Source organism: Leuconostoc sp., from assembly GCF_965300815.1.
The window spans coordinates 24,822-41,529 of the sequence record NZ_CBDKZH010000002.1 but is presented as its reverse complement, the minus strand read 5'-3'; the positions used below and the strand labels follow the sequence as shown (position 1 = coordinate 41,529).

Here is a 16,708-nt window from a genome sequence, read left to right as displayed (position 1 = left end):
CTTCATCCATCACCGCGCCCAACACGCCAATCACGGTTTGCGCCATAAAAATTGACTTCGGTAGTTGGGTCACATACGACATGGTCTCAAAATGTACCCCTTTGCCATGTGTCACGGCTAATACGGCAAATAAAATGAGCATGGTTAAGCCGGTCGTCACCACTGTTGCCAGCAATGTTAACGTCATTTGTAGTGTTTTCCCAAGCACTAAGGCCAAACTGGCAATGGCTAAGCCCAATGCGAGCACACTAAAGACCAACAAGACGTTCGCATTTTTATCATGGATATCAACATGAATGGCCACACCGAACAACACAACATTTAACACTAGACTTAACAACAACCAACTCGTGGCGCGCCAACGACTATAAATCACCAGCAGCCCAATAAATAAGGTGCCCAAAGCCCCTATCAAGGCATCACGTTTCAAAGATAAAATGTGGATATTGCCACCAACATTTTCTAACAGCAATTGATCCCCGACACGATAGCGATTCGTGATGACTTGCGAATCAGCGTACGTATTCGTGAGCTTGATGGTTTGGTTGCGGTTCAAGATCTCAACCGTTAAGTGTTGCGTCATCATCGTATCGCTATTATTGTGTTCATCAGTGGTGGCCTGGGTCACTTTTTCCGTCATTTGGGTGACTTGCCCAACTGGTCCCTGATATAAAAACGCATCATGCCGCAGGAAAAACCATACACCTACAATGGCGAGCAACACGATGCCGTATTCTTTTGCTGACTGTCGTAACATTATCTTTCTAACCGTCTATTTTTCCCAGTGACTGGCACCAATCGTGTTAAGAATTGAATCCGTTGCATCAATCGTGCCGCTTTACCAGGATCACGATCATCACGCGTTTCCGCCAAATAAGCCCTCAGTTCAGCCATATCAAAATTCGAGGTGATAAACGTGGTGAGTTCATTTTGCATCCGATATTCTAGAATTACACCTAAAATATCATCACGAATCCACATGCTGAGGTTTTCCGCACCGAGATCATCAATGATCAACACCGTCGCTGTTTTAGCCTGGTTAAGTAGCCGTTCCCGTGCCGCATTATCCTTGCCAATCGTGTTCTTCAAATCGACTGCAAATGATGGAAAATGCATCAACATCACATCGATATTGTTAGCCGCTAATGCGTTAGCCAACGCCCCCATCAGATAGGTTTTTCCCACCCCAAAATCGCCATACAAATACAAACCTTGGACATAGTCGTCTTGATGTGCCAGCAATTTAGGCAAGATATCTACAATTGCTGTAATCACTTCAGCCCGGCCAGGATCCGTGGCAATCGTTTGCAAATCAGCGTGACGAATGGCTTTGGGCATTTTATAGGCCGTTAAGCGCTCTGCTTGCATCCGCTGTTGCGCTGTTTTTTCATTGGCCACATAACGGACATGCGGATAGCCTTTTTCAATCTCTAATTGTGGATAATAGCCTGGATAAAGCGCTTTTTCCCCACGTGCGATGCGTTGTTTTTGTTGCACAAATTCATACAAATCCATCATTTTCAGTTGAAAAGCATCGGCCCGCAACGCATCTTGATGCTCAGCCAAAAATTGCCGCACATCCGCATCATCTGCAATCTTTTGGACAATATCAGCCAACTTGGTGTCTTCAATTTTAGGATACTTTTGTTGAAACTGTTTGAGTACTTCAGATAAATTTTGCATATTAATTCTTCGTCTTTATATTCTTTAATTTAGCCAATGCGGCCGCCACATCATCGGTGCTGACTGAGGGGTTGGCTGTCGTATCGGCGGCTGAAGTGATTGTGCTTGGTGCTTGCTTGACAAATTTTGGCGTCGTCTTTTGCGGCTTTTGTTGGCGACTAAAGCGCTTTTCTTGACGTGCTTGATTAGCTTGCTGATGTTGTTGAATTTGAATCAACGCTTTCTCTGGTGAATCAACCTGATTTTGTGTCCAAGAATCCGCAATCGTCGTCACTAAGGCTGGCTTGAGGTTATCATTTTGCAACCCAATCAACACATAATGGACCAAAATATTGACCACGGCAACTGGCAAAACGCTTCGGGCAATCAAATAATCAACAACATCGCGTTCATTTTTCAGGACAAGCCCATTTTTAAGCGTTGTTTTCACATAGGCCAAAAATTCCTGTGCTGGGGTGTCGCGCGCAATGGCAATCAAAGCGCGCGCCTCGGCATTTTTAATTTCCGGTACCGTTGACGCAGTTGCGACCAACTTGTCTGCTGATTGCGGCCGTGGCGCCGTTTGTTGCCGCAGTAAGCGCTGGACTTCTTGGGTGTTAATTTCATGTGTATCCAGTGTCACACTTTGGTTCACAATCCCGGCTAATGTTACTTCGTCCACACCATACGTCAAATGCATCGCCACTAAGAAATTCCGCTGCTGTTGCAAATGCGGCGCTGCCACGCCCCGTACCATATCGGCAAATGTCTCAAACGCAAACGTCACTGGTTCGGCACGCACAACAGGTTCTTGATAAGCGAGTGGTGTGGTTGGCACGCTCACATCGTTTTGATTTTGAAAAACTTGTAAGAAACGTGCGGAAATGTCTTCGCCGGCCAACGTCGTTTGCCCTTGCACATCGTAGCGATTTTGTAACGTGAGATAACGCTCTTCACCAACAAATTTGTACAGTAAACCGGCCAACAGCTGTTCTTTAAAGAATTTGTCTGCCGTCAAAGGCGTCAATAACCGGTACCCATAGACTTCACCAAGTGCGTCACGTTGATACAAAGTTTTAATTAATCCTGCTGCTTCAAGACGTCGTCTAAATTTAACAAAGTTGGGCAAGCTAATATTCAGACTATCAATGATAAAATTATGGTCTTGCCGCGTCACCTGTTCTTGGGCAAAGGGTAATTCATTGACCAATAAATGATACAAGGCGTAACTTGTCGCACCGATGAAGGGTAAATACAAGTTAAAAACCCGCGACAAATCATCAGCGGTAATCAAATGATCACTCTGAACGAAAACCCCTGCTGATGCATGAAATTCAATTGTCTCATTAGTTGGCGTCATATTTTGGTGCAAGTTCCTTTAATTCAGTAATGAGTGTTTGGACCTGAGTCGTTAGTTGGGCTTGATCCCCATTATTATCAATCACGTAGTCAGCTTGAGCAACTTTCTCAGCCAACGGCATTTGTGACTGCATCCGAGCCTGCGCTTGTTGGACATCTAGCTGATCACGTGCTTGCAACCGCGCTAATTGCACGGCTTCATCTACGGTGACAACGACAATTTTATCGACACGATTTTCTTGATGATAACCACGTTCAAACAACAGCGGTACATCTAAAATGAGAATCGGGGTGTGTTGTTGCCGCCAAAAGTTGATTTTATCTGACATAGCAGAACTAATAGCGGGTTGAATAATACGATTTAACCGGGCTAGTTCCGCCGGATTGTTGAAAACCCGTTCACCGAGTAGCTGACGGTTAAGCACCCCATTATCAATAATGCCAGGCCCAAACGCAAGTTTTAGCGCTTCTAACGTATGTGTCCCTGGTTCAACAACTTCCCGTGCCACAATATCAGCATCAACAACGGGAAAGCCTGCCGCGCGTAACTGCGCACTCACTGTTGATTTGCCAGTGGCAATCCCACCTGTAAGACCGACAATCAACATTATTGTTCACCACGCTTAGCTAATGCCATGGTAAACAAATGACGTGAATAAGCGACTCGCGTAGCATTCAAATAAGGCACAACGTAAATATAGGCCAAACCAACCGTCAAAATACCAAGTAAGTGCCAACCAATGAAACTTAATTCAAGCAGAAACAGTTCCCACTTACGGCCATTCATGACACGGCGACTAATCGTGATATAATCTGTCAACTGGCGTTGGCGTGTCCCATTTTCAAGATCAATCTTATACGCAAAATACGTTTGCGAATAAGAGAATAATTTAATGATACCGGGAATCACAAAGAGTAACGTCCACAAAAAGAGCAAAACACTTTGTACAATCGTTAGCAAAAACGAGTGAAACACATTACCACGACGAAAAATTTGGAACGTCTCTTTGAGCGTTGGCTGTGACAATGGCTTTTCAAACCAATCAATCAATGTCCAACTGGTGGTCCAAATAAACATCATCTCAATCGCACTACTTAAAATATTTTCAATCGCATCATTAATTTGTGACACCGCCGAAGCGTTATCTGCCACTTGTGGCGAAGGCGCCGTTGCAAAGCCCCAGAAAGCATAGGCCGCTAAACTCATCATGTAAACAGATACGACGCTTAAAATAATTGGGATAATATTGATTTTAATGGCCGTACGATAGCGACCACGGTAAAGGGCCCGTGCTTCACGCTTAACTTCACGAATACTAATTGGTTCTGTTGAATTCATTATTTCTCCTATGTCGTTGGTTCTTGTTTAATTTGACAAACTGGGCAAAAAGTCGTGCCACGTTGACCGACTTTAATTTTAACTAACGGGGTGCCACAGCGCAGGCACGGCTGATCAACGCGGCCATAAGCCTGCAATTCATTTTGAAATTGCCCAACTTCGCCAAAAACATTACTAAAACTATGGACCGTTGTGCCATGATGTGCGATGGCGCGTGCCATCTCTGAAATGATATTTTGCCGTAAGGTCGCTAATTGCATTTCCGACAACAAGTTGGCTGGTGTTTCTGGATGAATCTTACTTTGCCATAAGACCTCATCGGCATAAATATTGCCAATACCAGCAATTTGCGTTTGATCCAACAAAAACGATTTCACTGGTTTTTTGGAACGGGCAAATTTTGCTACCATATCTGCTAAGGTCAGGTCTTGCGCTGTTGGTTCAGGACCAAGCTTGCCCAAAGCCGGCACAGCCAGCGTTTCCTGATTGGTTGTCGCTAGCACCATACGCCCAAACCGGCGCGTATCATTATAGAACAACACCCGCTCATCAGCGAGTTCAAAAATAATTTCCGTATGCTTATGTGGGGTTGCATCAATCGGTTCAACCGAATATTGCCCTTCCATACGCAGATGCGAGACAATGGTATGCCCATTTGATAACCGCAAGAGTAAATATTTCCCGCGGCGATCAATCGCCGTAAAATGCGCATTGCGTACTCCTGTGATAAAGGCTTGTGAATCACCGGTAATGACCTTTGGATAAGGTAACTTCACTTGGGTAATTTGACTACCAATAATTAATTTTTCTAAGCCACGACGGACCGTTTCAACTTCTGGTAACTCTGGCATACACACCTCTTAACACTTATCTATCAGCTTTTATCATTCAAATGACTGGGTTTAAACCACTTTTTGCGATTCAAACCAATCGCCATGCGTAATACTAATTTTAACACATCCCATGAGGGATAAATGATATCCAATCAAAAAAGCTGGGGCATCAACAGATACCCCAACTTATGTTGACTGATAAATTTATGCCAATTCGGCAATGGTAGCGCCATCACCACCAGCATTCGCGTTAGCAAAACGGAAGGATTTGACGCGGCGATCTGACCGTAAGAACTCTGTCACACCCTTACGCAACGCCCCTGTCCCTTTGCCGTGAATGATTTCTACCGCACCTAAATTCGCCAATACGGCTTGATCAAGGTAACGATCCAACTCCGCCAAAGCGGCTTCATAGCGTACACCACGCAAGTCCAAGCTTGATCGGGCTGACACACGAGCTGAACCACCCGCTGTCGTAGTTTTGACAATTTTTTGTTGTTTTTTCTTTTGTTTCGTTTTTTGGGCCTTAGTCGTGGCTTCCGTCTTCACAATATCGTCTTCATCAACCAGCATCTTCAAGATGCCCATCTCAACTTCCCATTGACCGTTACTGTGTCGCTTCACCAACGTTCCCTGTTGTCCATAAGATTGCACGACAATCTCATCGCCAGCAGCCAATTGCTTGGCGCGCTTAGCCTTTTGCAACACCTTATTTTTTTCCAAACTATCATTTTGGCGGAGTTTATCCAACGCCGCTTTTTTAGCTTGCAAGGCTTGTTCACTCAACTTACCGGTCTGCTGACCAGCATTCAAACGCTCCTTACGAATCTCTGAAATGAGTTGTTCGGCTTGCTTTTTCGTCGCGGCCACAATATGGTTGGCTTCATTTTTAGCATCAAGCACAATCCGTGCACGATCACGTTCTAGCTGTGCCTCTTTGGCAACCAAAGCTTCCGCTTGCTCAGCTGTTGCTTTCAGCTGCATCGTCAGCTCAGCATCATGCTGTTTAACCGCCTCACGTTGTGCGACCAAATCAGCAATCATTTGATTCAAATCCTGATCAGATTCATCCGTTAAGGCCGTCGCTGCCCCAATCACATCATCCCCAAAGCCTAACCGCTTAGCAATCGCTAAGGCATTTGATTGTCCTGGTACGCCCATCAAGAATTGATAAGTTGGCTTCAACGTTTCCACATCAAAGACCATTGAAGCGTTCAGTGTTTCTGGCCGGTTATAACCATAGAGTTTTAATTCTGGATAATGTGTTGTCGCAATCACATAGGCACCCAAACTTGCCACTTTATCCAAAATGGCAATAGCCAATGCGGCACCTTCGGCCGGATCAGTGCCTGCCCCTAATTCATCAAAAATCACCAGCGAGCGATCATCAATGCGTTCTAACATGGACACAATGTTGGCCATATGTGAACTAAATGTGGATAAACTCTGTTCAATTGACTGTTCATCCCCAATATCGGCAAAGACTTCGTGGAAAACGCCCACTGTTGATGGTCGCTTCGTCGTAATAAACAAGCCCGATTGCGCCATCAATTGTAATAAGCCCAAGGTTTTGATGGTAATCGTCTTACCACCGGTGTTTGGCCCCGTAATGATAATGGCCTTATAATCTTCGCCTAAAACAATATCGTTAGCGACCGCCACGTTTTTATCCAATAAGGGATGCCATGCTTGTTGTAGCGCCACATGATTTTCTGGATCCACAACCGGTTGCATCGCATCTAAACGTGCCGCCAAACGTGCTTTGGCATTCACAAAATCAAAATGCCCCAAAATGGCCACATTACGGGCAATTTCTTCGGTGTAAGGTGCCAAGGCAGCTGATAATTCTTGTAGCACACGTTGCTCTTCGGCTTGTTCTTTAACGCGCAGTTCACTCAATTTATTATTGAGTTCAACCACTGCCTGGGGCTCAATATAAAGCGTTTGCCCAGTTTGACTTTGGTCATGCACTACGCCGCCAAATTGACTACGGTATTCGGCCTTGACCGGTAATACATAACGGTCAGCACGAATAGTCACAATTGGATCACTGAGATACTGCGCGGTTTTTCCCCGCGTGTAGCCTTGCATCTTCGTTTTAACGGCTTGTTCATTACCAGTAATCTTGCCACGAATCGCTTTTAAGTCAAATGAGGCCTCATCATTAATGCGGCCGGTAGCATCAATCGCGATTTCGATTTGCTGGGTTAATGTCGGTAATGTTGCCAAGTTGGCTGCTTGTTCCGGCAAAACTTGTAGGGAATCTCCAATCGCTTCATCCGCCATTTGTTCAAAAAAGTGTGCAATCGCATTCGTATTCCGTAAAACGGTACTAAGCTCTGACAATTCAGTGGCACTCAAACTCGCATTAATCTTCAAGCGCTTCAAATGTGGGGTAATATCCGCCAACTTGGCCAAAGGAATCCCACCTTTTAAGCGGTCAATTAAAACACCATCTGCCGTTTCTTGTAGCCAAGCGTTAATGACTGTCACATCCGTTTCCGGTTGTAATTGGTCAGCCTCTTGACGCCCAACGGGTGTCGCTAAAAAGTCCTGTAATTGCGCTTTGATTTTGTCATATTCTAGTGTTGTTAAAACTTTTTTATTCATAAATTTTAATACGCCCCCGTTCTGATTCAATAATTTACCGTGTCATCAGGTAGGTCATTTATAGCCACCAGTGATAAATCTGTTCTGCAAAAAACGGCACGCCATCCAGTAATTGATTCAACAATGGTGTGCTTAAAAATTGATCTTGGATCCACACATCAGGGACAACCGAGAGCACTTGGAGGGCAAAAAAGGCAATCACGACCCCAATCACACCATATAACAATGCTCCTAAAACGCCATCAACCCAACCTAATATTGGGATATGCCGGATAACGTGCAAAGATCGCAGCACAAAATGGCTGACTGTCCCACCTAGAATGAGTAATAAACTAAACGCAATGCCTGAACCTAAAAATTGTGAGCCGTGACTCACAACATCTTGCGGCACCGTGGTACGCACAAACTGACCCGCCAGAAAACGTGACAAGAACTGGCCAAACGGTTGCGCAAACTTAATGGCAATGTACCACACAACCACCCACAATGCTAAACGCAATAGGCCATTAACGAACCCATGACGGTAGCCCGAAATCAACCAGAGTAGCACAAAAATGATGGCAATCCCAAGTAAAATCATGTGTTTGTTCCTTGTTTAAATAATTTATCCGTCGTCCGTGCGTGACTTTCCTGCTTGGCATCATCAATAATTGAACTAATCGCATTACGTGGGGTGCGCTTAGCCGTGGCCTTTGGTGATTGCTGCAGTTGGGCAATTTCTGCCTCTAATTTCGCCACTTGTTGTTGCAACGCATCGACTTCTGCCTGTTTGTAAAGCTGGTCTGACAGGGCGTTAAATGTCAACAGTGTCAGTTGATCAACGGGCGCAAGCTTTGGAGCAACTGTTTTAATTTGCGTCATTTGCTTGTTAAACAGTGTTTCCGTTGCCTTAAAATGTGGCAAGCTTGCGTGCCCAGAAATTGTATAATTTTTACCGGCTAAATTTGCCCGATATTGTCGTTTCTCGTTTTGATAAGCCATTATTTTTATCCTTATAATATCTCATCCATTATACACCATATTTCAGACGGCCAAAACTGCTATAATGACTAGTATGCAAACTGTTATTCAAGTGACCCCAACACAATTAAAAAAAATCACCGATTACTACGCCAACATGGCGACGGGCAAACAACCCACTGGCGCTATTTTTGTCGCTAAAAAAGGACCCACGACCATCACCGCATATCGCTCGGGTAAAGTCATGTTTCAGGGGGCCAATTATGCCCAAGAAGCAGCCCGCTGGCAAACACCGGCACAACAAAACACCACCCGCCAAGTAACCGGTAAACAAGCGACAACGCCTGGTGTCAATATTCCCCAAGGGTTTGCCAATTGGTCCGTTTTAGGCTCTGATGAAGTTGGCGCGGGCGCTTATTTTGGCCCACTCACCACTGCAGCAGTCTACGTACCAAAAGACCAGCTTGCTTGGGTGCGACAACTAGGAATCGCTGATTCTAAAACATTAACCGATGCTAAAATGCGACAAATTGCGCCCGAAATCATCGCCAATTTGCCGCATCATGTTGTGAATTTAATGCCGGAAAAGTATAATCAAATGCAACCGACCAACAACGTGAATCAAATGAAGGCGATTTCACATAATTTTGTTCTCGGTAAAGTCCTAGCAAAAATTGCCCCAACAACCCCTGATGCCATTCTCATTGACCAATTTGCGCAGGCCAGTACTTATTTCAAGTATTTAACCCAAGCCCAGCAATCCCCAATCATCAAAGACAACGTCTATTTCACCACGAAGGGCGAACAGTATCATTTAAGTGTGGCTGCGGCCTCAATTTTAGCCCGTGTTGTTGAACTCGACAGCATGGCCAAATTAAGTGAAGAAGCTGGCATACCATTGCCCATTGGCGCGGGCCGTCAGGCTGATGAAGCTGCTGCGCAACTACTTGATCGTGGTCTGGATTTAAACCATTTTGCCAAGGTGCATTTTGCTAACACCCAAAAAGCGCAAAAATTACGGCGCTAATTGAAACTGAATTTTTGGAGGAATAACGATGTTAAGCTTTCTGTTAATCCCATTCGTCATTATCTTTCTCGGGATTTATTTTATCGCATTCTTATTTACAAACACATTTGGGATTATCCCCCGTTTACTTTTAGCCATTGTTTTGATTTTGTTGGTCAGTTTTGTGATCCAAAACTTCTTTGCGATTGTTGGCTTGTTGTTGCTGTTTGCGTTAGCCTTTTGGATCCGCATTCGCTTTATCAAACCACCCCGCGCGCCAGAAGACCCCAACACGTTTGAAGGCGACTTTGAAGAAATCAATAAAAAGCCTTAAAAAAGCACAGCATATTGCTGTGCTTTTTTAACGGCCAACACTTTTTTTGACTAACGCTTCAATCTGTGTTGCCACAGCTGGCGTTAATTCTGTGATAGCATAAGCTGTTGGCCACATCGCCGTCTCATCTAATTGCGCCGCATCGTTAAAGCCCAACGTTGAATAACGGGCTTTAAACTTTGTTGCCGGTTGGAAAAATAAGACCGTTTTACCTTGCGAATTGGCATAGGCTGGCATGCCATACCATGTTTTGGGTTTCAGTTCCGGTGCAGTCGTTGTCACAATCTCATGTATTTTCAATGCCAAACGGGCTTCCTCGTCGGTCATTTCCGCAATTTTTTCCAATAAATCAGCTTCAGTATTCTTCGTCCGACGCAATTCTGCTGCGCGTTCGCGCATGGCTTCACGTTCAAAGTCTGAAAAAGTTGTTTTTTCATTCATGCTGTAGGCCTCACTTACTTTGTTTTTTATGTGTTGCCCCTAGCATATCGAAAAAAGCACGAAACGACAATAGCGCTGCATAAACTGCTTTATCTTGGTTGGCCTTTTTGATATGATAGATAGGTCTGAATTATTAGTGAAATAACCAATGTTGCATATGTATAATCAATTAGGGTTGCACCAAATGCTTATCATCGTATCCTGGCCAAACACCGTATCAAGACCACAATATCCCAAATAAAGGAAACGTTTTATGCCAGTCCCCCTACTTCAAAAATTCTTGTTTAGAATTTTGCATCACCCTAATACAGTGGCCATCGCACTGCTGAGTACAATGGTGATGATCATGTTGAGCTACAATACGATTATTCGCTTCGGTTTATCATGGCCCATCGTGATGACGATTTTGAAAGTTTATCCACTCGCTGTGTTATTCATCTACTGCTTACGCACTTATGTGACATTGCCACTCGTGTTGAAGTTACACAATTATTTTCCGAAACACTTCACAACAATTGTGCCACGACACGTTTCAATTCCAGTTCTCGTGATTGCCGGTAATGTCTCTGTCATGATGGTTATTTTAACTGAAACCCATCGTCAACTTTACCCTTACTTTATTCCTGGCTACTTTGGTAACTGGGCTAAAACATTTTTTGTTGCTGTCCCTGTCTTCTTTTTTATCGTTCGGCCAGCCATTGACTACCTATTCAATAATTTAAAAATGAAATACCCGTCAATTGAGTAACCGTGATCAGCTGCTATGTCTGATATAGCAGCTGATCACTTTTTTATTGCCAATAAAAAAACGCATCTCAATCGATACGTTCTTATCTATCAAGCATAGCCAAGTTGTGCACGGTCAATATAGGCCATATCTAAGAACCACATCTGGCGATAGTCACCAGTCAATACCGTAAAGGGCGTTAAATCTGATCCCAATGCTTTGATCAAATAGTTACGCAAAATTCACGGTTCTTCAATGCGATCAACATCGAGTTGACTCACTGCCAGCACCTTTTCCGGCGTTGTGCCTAAGTCAGCAGCGACCTGTTCTAAAGCAACTTTGCTTAAATTTTCTTGTAATTCCTGCGCTGTTTGAGCGTGTTCTGCGCGATTAAGTGACATGTTTTTTCTCCTATTTTGCTATAGGCATAGCATAGCACTTTTTCAAAAAATGCCAACTCATTAGCTCTCAGATTGACCACTCATTTTTCAACGGTGATGACTTGATTGAAGACAATTTTTGCTGGGTGATTGGCTGCAAACTGCGGCCAATCGAGCTGGTCTTCTTTGTTTGGGTTCCCCGTTTTCACAAACTGCGTGAAATACGCCTGCATGTGTTCAGCAAGCGGATAAGCCTTGCTTGTGTCTACATCGGCCAGCGTCGGTGCATTATCCCATTGGGTAAAATTGTTAAAAATAAACGGTAAATCAATACAATGACAAGCCAGCATCATGGGGTCTTTGGCGGCAAACGCCATGTCATAAAGATAGCTTGGTGCTTGTTGGGCCGCAAATCCAGCGACTAACGTCTGCGTTGGGATTTGGAAAATGTCAGCCGTTGTTTTTTGAATCATCTCAAAATAATTGGCTTGTTTTTTCACGGCTGGCTGTTGGAAAAACGCGGTGGTTTCATTGGTTGTGGTACCAGCAAAGAGTTGTGTCTGAGCATTGGCGCGGTCCAACGCACCTTGCATGATCGAACCGGTGATAATATGACCATCGATATACGGATAAAAACCCGTTGGCACCGGATCGCCCGTCCGTTTTTGCATTTCTAATGCCACGGCACCCTGCGCTGTCACAATCTTTTCAACTGGCACTTGTGTCAATTCAGCCGGATCGTATAAGCCCAGTTGTGCGAGTAAAATATCAGTCAGCATCGCTGCTTTATCTTTGGTTAACGGTTCAGCAGCCCCTGGAAAACTCAATAAGCCAATCCGATGAATCATGTCACGCGCTAGGGGTGACGCAAATAGGGCTAACGTATACCAAGCACCCACTGATTGTCCGGCAACGGTTATTTGGTCGGGGTCGCCACCAAAAACCGCGATGTTATCCTTGACCCAAGTCAAGGCCGTGATTAAATCATGGAGTGCCAAATTATCATCCGCAACCCCTGGTTGATAGAGATGGCCCAAAGCGCCTAACCGATAATTAACGGTGACCACCACAATATCGCCATTTTCTGCCAAACTTTGCCCGTTATACCAAGGTAAAGCGCCACCACCGGTCAAAAAGCCCCCACCATGAATCCAAAAAAGCACTGGCTTTTTAGTTTGTGAACCAGTTGTCCACACATTTAAACGAAACGCATCTTCGGACTGATTTTTTTCTTCAGGTTTGCTCCCCATCACCGGACCCAAACGGTTAATATCTTGGTTAAAAATAGGCCCTGGCTTGGTCGCAAGTCGTGTCCCTTCCCAAGTATTTGGTGCTGCAACATACTTAAAGCGTCCTGCGAATTGTCCATAAGGGATATCGTAAAATGCGTGCGTCTGGCCTTCTTTTGTCCCAAGTAACTGCCCTTGGGCAACTTGTACAACCAATTCATCTGTCATGTGACACGACCTTTCTCGTCTTAATCCTGACGAATGCCTTGCATAAATGCGGCAATCACTGCATCAATATAGTCCGTATCTACAACCTCTGTATACAAAAATACTCTCAGATAAACTGCGCCAAATAACATATCCAATGCCTTATCCAGATCAATATCAGGCTTAATCACGTGCTGCGCTTGACCAGCTGTTAAGAGTTGCTTTGCTGCGCGGCGTTTGACTTCAAAAAATGTCGTTTGAAAAGCGGTCACACGCTCAGGTTGATCAATTAAAACGGTAATTAAGGCGCGACCAAGTGGCTGATTTAAGATGACCACAAGGTCCCCAATCACTTGGCGGAAGTTATCCGCAATTGACAATGCTGGCTCAAAATTAACGTCAACTGTGGTGACGTGTAAAAAGGCCGCAAAGAGTAAGGTTTCCTTATTTGGCCACCAACGATAAATTGTTGCCTTACTCACACCTGATTGTTTCGCAATGGCTTCAATCGTCAAATTAGAAAACGGTACCGTATCTAATAATGATATGGTCGCTTGGACAATGGCTGTTTTGGCCGCCTCGCTACGTGGGCGACCGACTGATTTATCTTGTTTACTGGGATTATGCATTGTGCCCTCCTGTTAGGGTTAACTATAAAACGATACGTTTCGTTTTACAATAGAAAAAATGCTTAAAATACCATTATGGCAATTTTCAGGGTGTTTGCCTATCACTTTTCTGAGTGTTTTGTTATGCTAGAAGCAATGATTGATGTGGGTTATCCCACATCACAAGCTATAGGGGGAATTTAATCATGAATGAAAATGGTAAAACAGTGCCTGAGGAAATACGCGGTTGGAACTGGGGAGCATTTATTTACAATATCTTTTGGGGCATTGGCAATAAGACCTACCTGCCACTACTTTGTCTCATCCCTGTCTTCAATCTCGTTTGGATATTTGTCTGTGGCTTTAAAGGCAACGAATGGGCTTGGCAAAAAGGTGACTACCAAGATGTTGACACTTTTAAAGCCGTTCAAGCAACTTGGAATCGTGCCGGACTTGTCCAATTCATTATCGCAGTGATTCTTGGCGTACTTTATGTCTTCTTTTTTGTGACAATGCTCTCAACACTCATTAATAACAGCTATTAAAATCACATCAAAGATTAACGTGCTGTCGTACTGACCAACGTCAGCGCACGTTGGTCGGGTTGTACCGTGAAACCATTGTGATAATAAAATTGTTCAGCTGGTGTTCCCTTATCCGTTTCTAATATGATATGCGGGATATCAACCGCTGATAAATCAGCTTTAATCATTTCAAGCAAAAGGGTGCCGACACCCTTTTTTTGTTGGTCAGCAGCCACGAATAAGTCTAATAACTGGTATTCTACCCCACGATGCCACGGTCTAGAAAAGCCTAAGGCCACCCCGATAAGTTGTTTTGCTTCCCAAATTGCATAGCAACGATTAGTGTTCATTGCCAGCAAGCGTGAGATGTATTGGTTCACGTCAGGTAAAGCATGCGTTTCAAACCATGGTGCTTGGGAAAATACCGTTTGATATAATTGTGCAGCAGCTGTGACATCTGTCGCAGATAAGCGTCCAACTCTTTTTGTCATCCGTTATGTTCTCTTTCTGTTTTATAACTATGATATAATATTTCTAACACTTTTAACATTTAATTTTTGAATTACCCACTGTTCTTGTATACGTGCAAGCACTTATCCACGCTAAAAGATGTGCCCAGGAGTTGCATATGATTGCCACTAAACTGCCCTAACTTGCAGCCTTCTTTAACTGTTGCAAGTATCCCCGCACACATTTAGAGAAAAGAGAAATATGTTTATTGGTCAAAACGTCAAGTTATCACACTATCATGAAGGTGATGGTGCACAATTCGCCACAGGGTAATGGGATGATGCGTTCAACAATCCCTTGTCAACTGAGATGATTCATCCGTTCACCGCAGCCGATTGGGAAAAGATTTTTATCAGAAGCGCAAATAGCCATGACAATGTCGAGTTCACAGTCAGGAAAACCAGTGATGATCGTCTCATTGGTTTTGTCGGCCTGTTTGGCATCAGTATTCGTAATCACACAGCTGAACTTGCCTTAGGCATTCTTCAAAGTGACGATCGTGGCAAAGGTTATGGCACTGAACTATTAAACCTCATCTTAGATTATGGGTTTAACAACCTGAACCTGCATAAAATCAAACTCAACGTTTATCCTTTTAATATTGGGGCAATTAAGGCATATACACGCGTTGGTTTCGCCAAAGAAGCGACGTTCAAGCACGAGGTATTCTATAATGGGCAATGGGTCGACACCGACCGTTACGCTATTTTTCAAGCTGACTGGTATGCCAGACAAAAATAAACAACAAGCACTCGTTTGAGTGCGTACATAATTTTTTGCGACAGCAACTAGTTTCGCTTCACGCAGGGCGCACGAGGCGTTAGCACGCACAATTCTCTGACAGGTCTCCTAAATATTTGTTATGATGGGTATATGTTATTTGACGTCATGGCTGTGTCATGCCAGACAAGCAACTGGTAAATGATACCTGCCATGCCACGTCCAATACTGCAACTACTTTAGAAATGTAAACTGATTTTATGACCCTCCGTAAGCAAAAAAGACCCAAGTTGAAAAAAGGTGTCCGTGTCACGATTCTCCTACTAGTCGTTCTCAGTGGTATCTTAGTTTATCAGGCTGGTGGTAAAGCATTCTTCGAATCATTGTTCAGACCCGTTGTCTCGTTGTCTGAACAATTAACTCACCAACCAGACTCTGAATTAAAGCAGCAGTGGCAAGATATCCTCACAGATCAAGACGCTAACGTTAACATCGCGGTTTATAACCACAAAACGAACCAGACTACCGCTTTCAGCAATAACACGTCCGCGACCTACTACACCGCTAGTATCATTAAAGTGGCTGTTTTGGCTAACTTATTAAATAACCACGAAGACAACAACACATCATTGTCCGCTGATGAGCAAACCCTTGCTCACGACATGATCACCTTATCTGATAACCAAGCCACGACTACTTTATTAAACACCTATCAAGGTGGCTACACGGCGCCCAACCGCCTTTTTAATCAACTCGGCATGACCCATACCAAAATGAGCACGGCTGCTTGGGGACTATCAACGACAACCGCAACCGATCAAATCAAATTATTAAACGCGTTGGCTTATGGTACCAAATCCCCACTCGATCAAGCAGATCGCAACTATGTCTTGCAACTCATGGCAAATGTTGCGCCCGACCAAGCCTGGGGCATGAGTAGCGAACTCGCTGACAATGCACAAGTTGAACTTAAAAATGGTTGGCTAGAACTCGATACCGGTTGGGTGGTGAATACAATTGGCCACGTCAAAACCGAAAATAGTAACTATACCATTGCTGTCTTAACAAACGGCAATGCTACCCAAGATCAAGGCATTGATTTAATTGAATCCCTAGCGGCGGTTACGGTCAAGCAATTAAATGCCGATTAACTCGCCTTGTACCACAGCGCAATAACTCAGAAAGGATTAAGCTGTTGTGAAAAAAAAGACTATAGTCAGTATTTTAGTTGGTGCTATCACAATCATTTTGTTATTGTT

General features: G+C 44.0%; 19 protein-coding genes and 1 pseudogene. 6 read left to right on the top strand and 14 right to left on the bottom strand.

Features of this window, described 5'->3' with window-relative positions; translation table 11 throughout:
• The 9 genes from ACW12G_RS00450 to zapA all read right to left on the bottom strand — a co-directional run.
• Positions 1 to 757 (bottom strand): YibE/F family protein (locus tag ACW12G_RS00450; protein ID WP_455647033.1); only part of this gene is annotated, 757 nt, incomplete at its 3' end.
• Positions 757 to 1,683 carry a primosomal protein DnaI gene (dnaI, locus tag ACW12G_RS00445; RefSeq protein WP_146976302.1) on the bottom strand — a complete coding sequence of 309 codons (927 nt, stop codon included), beginning with the start codon at positions 1,681 to 1,683 and terminating at the stop codon, positions 757 to 759. The genes dnaI and ACW12G_RS00450, both read right to left, overlap by 1 nt.
• Position 1,684: 1 nt before the next feature.
• On the bottom strand, positions 1,685 to 3,022 hold the full coding sequence (locus tag ACW12G_RS00440; RefSeq protein WP_455647032.1) for a DnaD domain protein: 1,338 nt from the start codon (positions 3,020 to 3,022) through the stop codon (positions 1,685 to 1,687).
• Positions 3,009 to 3,629 carry a dephospho-CoA kinase gene (coaE, locus tag ACW12G_RS00435; RefSeq protein WP_455646372.1) on the bottom strand — a complete coding sequence of 207 codons (621 nt, stop codon included), beginning with the start codon at positions 3,627 to 3,629 and terminating at the stop codon, positions 3,009 to 3,011. Before coaE ends, ACW12G_RS00440 begins: the two co-directional genes overlap by 14 nt.
• Entirely contained in the window at positions 3,629 to 4,360 is a 732-nt protein-coding gene (locus ACW12G_RS00430; RefSeq protein ID WP_019039889.1) for a DUF975 family protein, read from the bottom strand. Before ACW12G_RS00430 ends, coaE begins: the two co-directional genes overlap by 1 nt.
• A gap of 8 nt (positions 4,361 to 4,368) precedes the next feature.
• Positions 4,369 to 5,211: a bifunctional DNA-formamidopyrimidine glycosylase/DNA-(apurinic or apyrimidinic site) lyase gene (gene mutM, locus ACW12G_RS00425; RefSeq protein WP_019039890.1), complete on the bottom strand. Its 843-nt coding sequence runs from the start codon at positions 5,209 to 5,211 to the stop codon at positions 4,369 to 4,371.
• A 186-nt stretch (positions 5,212 to 5,397) separates the two neighbouring features.
• Positions 5,398 to 7,803 (bottom strand): endonuclease MutS2, encoded by a 2,406-nt coding sequence (locus ACW12G_RS00420; protein ID WP_146976291.1) that lies wholly within the window; start codon positions 7,801 to 7,803, stop codon positions 5,398 to 5,400.
• Between the two features lie 58 nt (positions 7,804 to 7,861).
• Positions 7,862 to 8,383: a CvpA family protein gene (locus ACW12G_RS00415; protein WP_048700499.1), complete on the bottom strand. Its 522-nt coding sequence runs from the start codon at positions 8,381 to 8,383 to the stop codon at positions 7,862 to 7,864.
• The gene (zapA, locus tag ACW12G_RS00410) at positions 8,380 to 8,784 is read right to left on the bottom strand and encodes a cell division protein ZapA (RefSeq protein ID WP_048700501.1); all 405 of its coding nucleotides are present in this window, start codon (positions 8,782 to 8,784) and stop codon (positions 8,380 to 8,382) included. The genes ACW12G_RS00415 and zapA overlap by 4 nt, the downstream gene beginning before the upstream one ends.
• A 73-nt stretch (positions 8,785 to 8,857) precedes the next feature.
• On the opposite strand from zapA, the gene rnhC reads away from it, so the two are divergent.
• Positions 8,858 to 9,790, top strand: a complete 933-nt coding sequence (gene rnhC / locus ACW12G_RS00405; RefSeq protein ID WP_189428943.1) for a ribonuclease HIII — start codon at positions 8,858 to 8,860, stop codon at positions 9,788 to 9,790.
• 28 nt (positions 9,791 to 9,818) lie between these two features.
• Positions 9,819 to 10,103: an AFWIR motif membrane protein gene (locus tag ACW12G_RS00400; RefSeq protein WP_455647031.1), complete on the top strand. Its 285-nt coding sequence runs from the start codon at positions 9,819 to 9,821 to the stop codon at positions 10,101 to 10,103.
• 27 nt (positions 10,104 to 10,130) lie between these two features.
• Here ACW12G_RS00400 and ACW12G_RS00395 read toward each other — a convergent pair whose 3' ends face one another.
• Positions 10,131 to 10,544, bottom strand: a complete 414-nt coding sequence (locus ACW12G_RS00395) for an iron chaperone (protein WP_077281902.1) — start codon at positions 10,542 to 10,544, stop codon at positions 10,131 to 10,133.
• A 253-nt stretch (positions 10,545 to 10,797) separates the two neighbouring features.
• Here ACW12G_RS00395 and ACW12G_RS00390 point away from each other — a divergent pair, with 253 nt between their 5' ends.
• Positions 10,798 to 11,292, top strand: a complete 495-nt coding sequence (locus ACW12G_RS00390; protein ID WP_455647030.1) for a hypothetical protein — start codon at positions 10,798 to 10,800, stop codon at positions 11,290 to 11,292.
• Between the two features lie 89 nt (positions 11,293 to 11,381).
• On the opposite strand, the pseudogene ACW12G_RS00385 reads toward ACW12G_RS00390, so the two are convergent.
• The 3 genes and pseudogenes from ACW12G_RS00385 to ACW12G_RS00375 form a co-directional block, all read right to left on the bottom strand.
• Positions 11,382 to 11,672, bottom strand: a pseudogene (locus tag ACW12G_RS00385) (DUF2316 family protein).
• Between the two features lie 80 nt (positions 11,673 to 11,752).
• Entirely contained in the window at positions 11,753 to 13,108 is a 1,356-nt protein-coding gene (locus ACW12G_RS00380) for a carboxylesterase family protein (protein ID WP_455647029.1), read from the bottom strand.
• Positions 13,109 to 13,128: 20 nt separating this feature from the next.
• A complete protein-coding gene (locus ACW12G_RS00375; protein ID WP_455647028.1) occupies positions 13,129 to 13,716 on the bottom strand; it encodes a TetR/AcrR family transcriptional regulator in 588 nt (195 codons plus the stop codon).
• Between the two features lie 185 nt (positions 13,717 to 13,901).
• On the opposite strand from ACW12G_RS00375, the gene ACW12G_RS00370 reads away from it, so the two are divergent.
• Positions 13,902 to 14,240 (top strand): hypothetical protein, encoded by a 339-nt coding sequence (locus ACW12G_RS00370; protein ID WP_029510412.1) that lies wholly within the window; start codon positions 13,902 to 13,904, stop codon positions 14,238 to 14,240.
• 14 nt (positions 14,241 to 14,254) lie between these two features.
• Here the strand turns inward: ACW12G_RS00370 and ACW12G_RS00365 are convergent, their stop codons facing one another.
• The gene (locus ACW12G_RS00365; protein ID WP_019039971.1) at positions 14,255 to 14,710 is read right to left on the bottom strand and encodes a GNAT family N-acetyltransferase; all 456 of its coding nucleotides are present in this window, start codon (positions 14,708 to 14,710) and stop codon (positions 14,255 to 14,257) included.
• Between the two features lie 328 nt (positions 14,711 to 15,038).
• Between ACW12G_RS00365 and ACW12G_RS00360 the strand changes: the two genes are divergently transcribed.
• Positions 15,039 to 15,470, top strand: coding sequence for a GNAT family N-acetyltransferase (locus tag ACW12G_RS00360; RefSeq protein WP_455647027.1), 432 nt, complete (start codon positions 15,039 to 15,041; stop codon positions 15,468 to 15,470).
• Positions 15,471 to 15,709: 239 nt separating this feature from the next.
• Positions 15,710 to 16,600, top strand: a complete 891-nt coding sequence (locus tag ACW12G_RS00355; RefSeq protein WP_147000756.1) for a serine hydrolase — start codon at positions 15,710 to 15,712, stop codon at positions 16,598 to 16,600.
• The last annotated feature ends 108 nt before the right edge of the window (positions 16,601 to 16,708 follow it).

Excerpts from the sequence above, each read along its gene's own strand:
- ACW12G_RS00430 (WP_019039889.1), bottom strand. The coding sequence starts at position 4,360 with ATGAATTCAACAGAACCAATTAGTATTCGTGAAGTTAAGCGTGAAGCA.
- ACW12G_RS00355 (WP_147000756.1), top strand. The coding sequence starts at position 15,710 with ATGACCCTCCGTAAGCAAAAAAGACCCAAGTTGAAAAAAGGTGTCCGT.
- ACW12G_RS00370 (WP_029510412.1), top strand. The coding sequence starts at position 13,902 with ATGAATGAAAATGGTAAAACAGTGCCTGAGGAAATACGCGGTTGGAAC.
- ACW12G_RS00380 (WP_455647029.1), bottom strand. The coding sequence starts at position 13,108 with ATGACAGATGAATTGGTTGTACAAGTTGCCCAAGGGCAGTTACTTGGG.
- coaE (WP_455646372.1), bottom strand. The coding sequence starts at position 3,629 with ATGTTGATTGTCGGTCTTACAGGTGGGATTGCCACTGGCAAATCAACA.
- ACW12G_RS00365 (WP_019039971.1), bottom strand. The coding sequence starts at position 14,710 with ATGACAAAAAGAGTTGGACGCTTATCTGCGACAGATGTCACAGCTGCT.
- mutM (WP_019039890.1), bottom strand. The coding sequence starts at position 5,211 with ATGCCAGAGTTACCAGAAGTTGAAACGGTCCGTCGTGGCTTAGAAAAA.
- dnaI (WP_146976302.1), bottom strand. The coding sequence starts at position 1,683 with ATGCAAAATTTATCTGAAGTACTCAAACAGTTTCAACAAAAGTATCCT.
- ACW12G_RS00400 (WP_455647031.1), top strand. The coding sequence starts at position 9,819 with ATGTTAAGCTTTCTGTTAATCCCATTCGTCATTATCTTTCTCGGGATT.
- ACW12G_RS00390 (WP_455647030.1), top strand. The coding sequence starts at position 10,798 with ATGCCAGTCCCCCTACTTCAAAAATTCTTGTTTAGAATTTTGCATCAC.
- ACW12G_RS00440 (WP_455647032.1), bottom strand. The coding sequence starts at position 3,022 with ATGACGCCAACTAATGAGACAATTGAATTTCATGCATCAGCAGGGGTT.
- ACW12G_RS00415 (WP_048700499.1), bottom strand. The coding sequence starts at position 8,383 with ATGATTTTACTTGGGATTGCCATCATTTTTGTGCTACTCTGGTTGATT.
- ACW12G_RS00360 (WP_455647027.1), top strand. The coding sequence starts at position 15,039 with ATGATTCATCCGTTCACCGCAGCCGATTGGGAAAAGATTTTTATCAGA.
- ACW12G_RS00395 (WP_077281902.1), bottom strand. The coding sequence starts at position 10,544 with ATGAATGAAAAAACAACTTTTTCAGACTTTGAACGTGAAGCCATGCGC.
- ACW12G_RS00375 (WP_455647028.1), bottom strand. The coding sequence starts at position 13,716 with ATGCATAATCCCAGTAAACAAGATAAATCAGTCGGTCGCCCACGTAGC.
- ACW12G_RS00420 (WP_146976291.1), bottom strand. The coding sequence starts at position 7,803 with ATGAATAAAAAAGTTTTAACAACACTAGAATATGACAAAATCAAAGCG.
- zapA (WP_048700501.1), bottom strand. The coding sequence starts at position 8,784 with ATGGCTTATCAAAACGAGAAACGACAATATCGGGCAAATTTAGCCGGT.
- rnhC (WP_189428943.1), top strand. The coding sequence starts at position 8,858 with ATGCAAACTGTTATTCAAGTGACCCCAACACAATTAAAAAAAATCACC.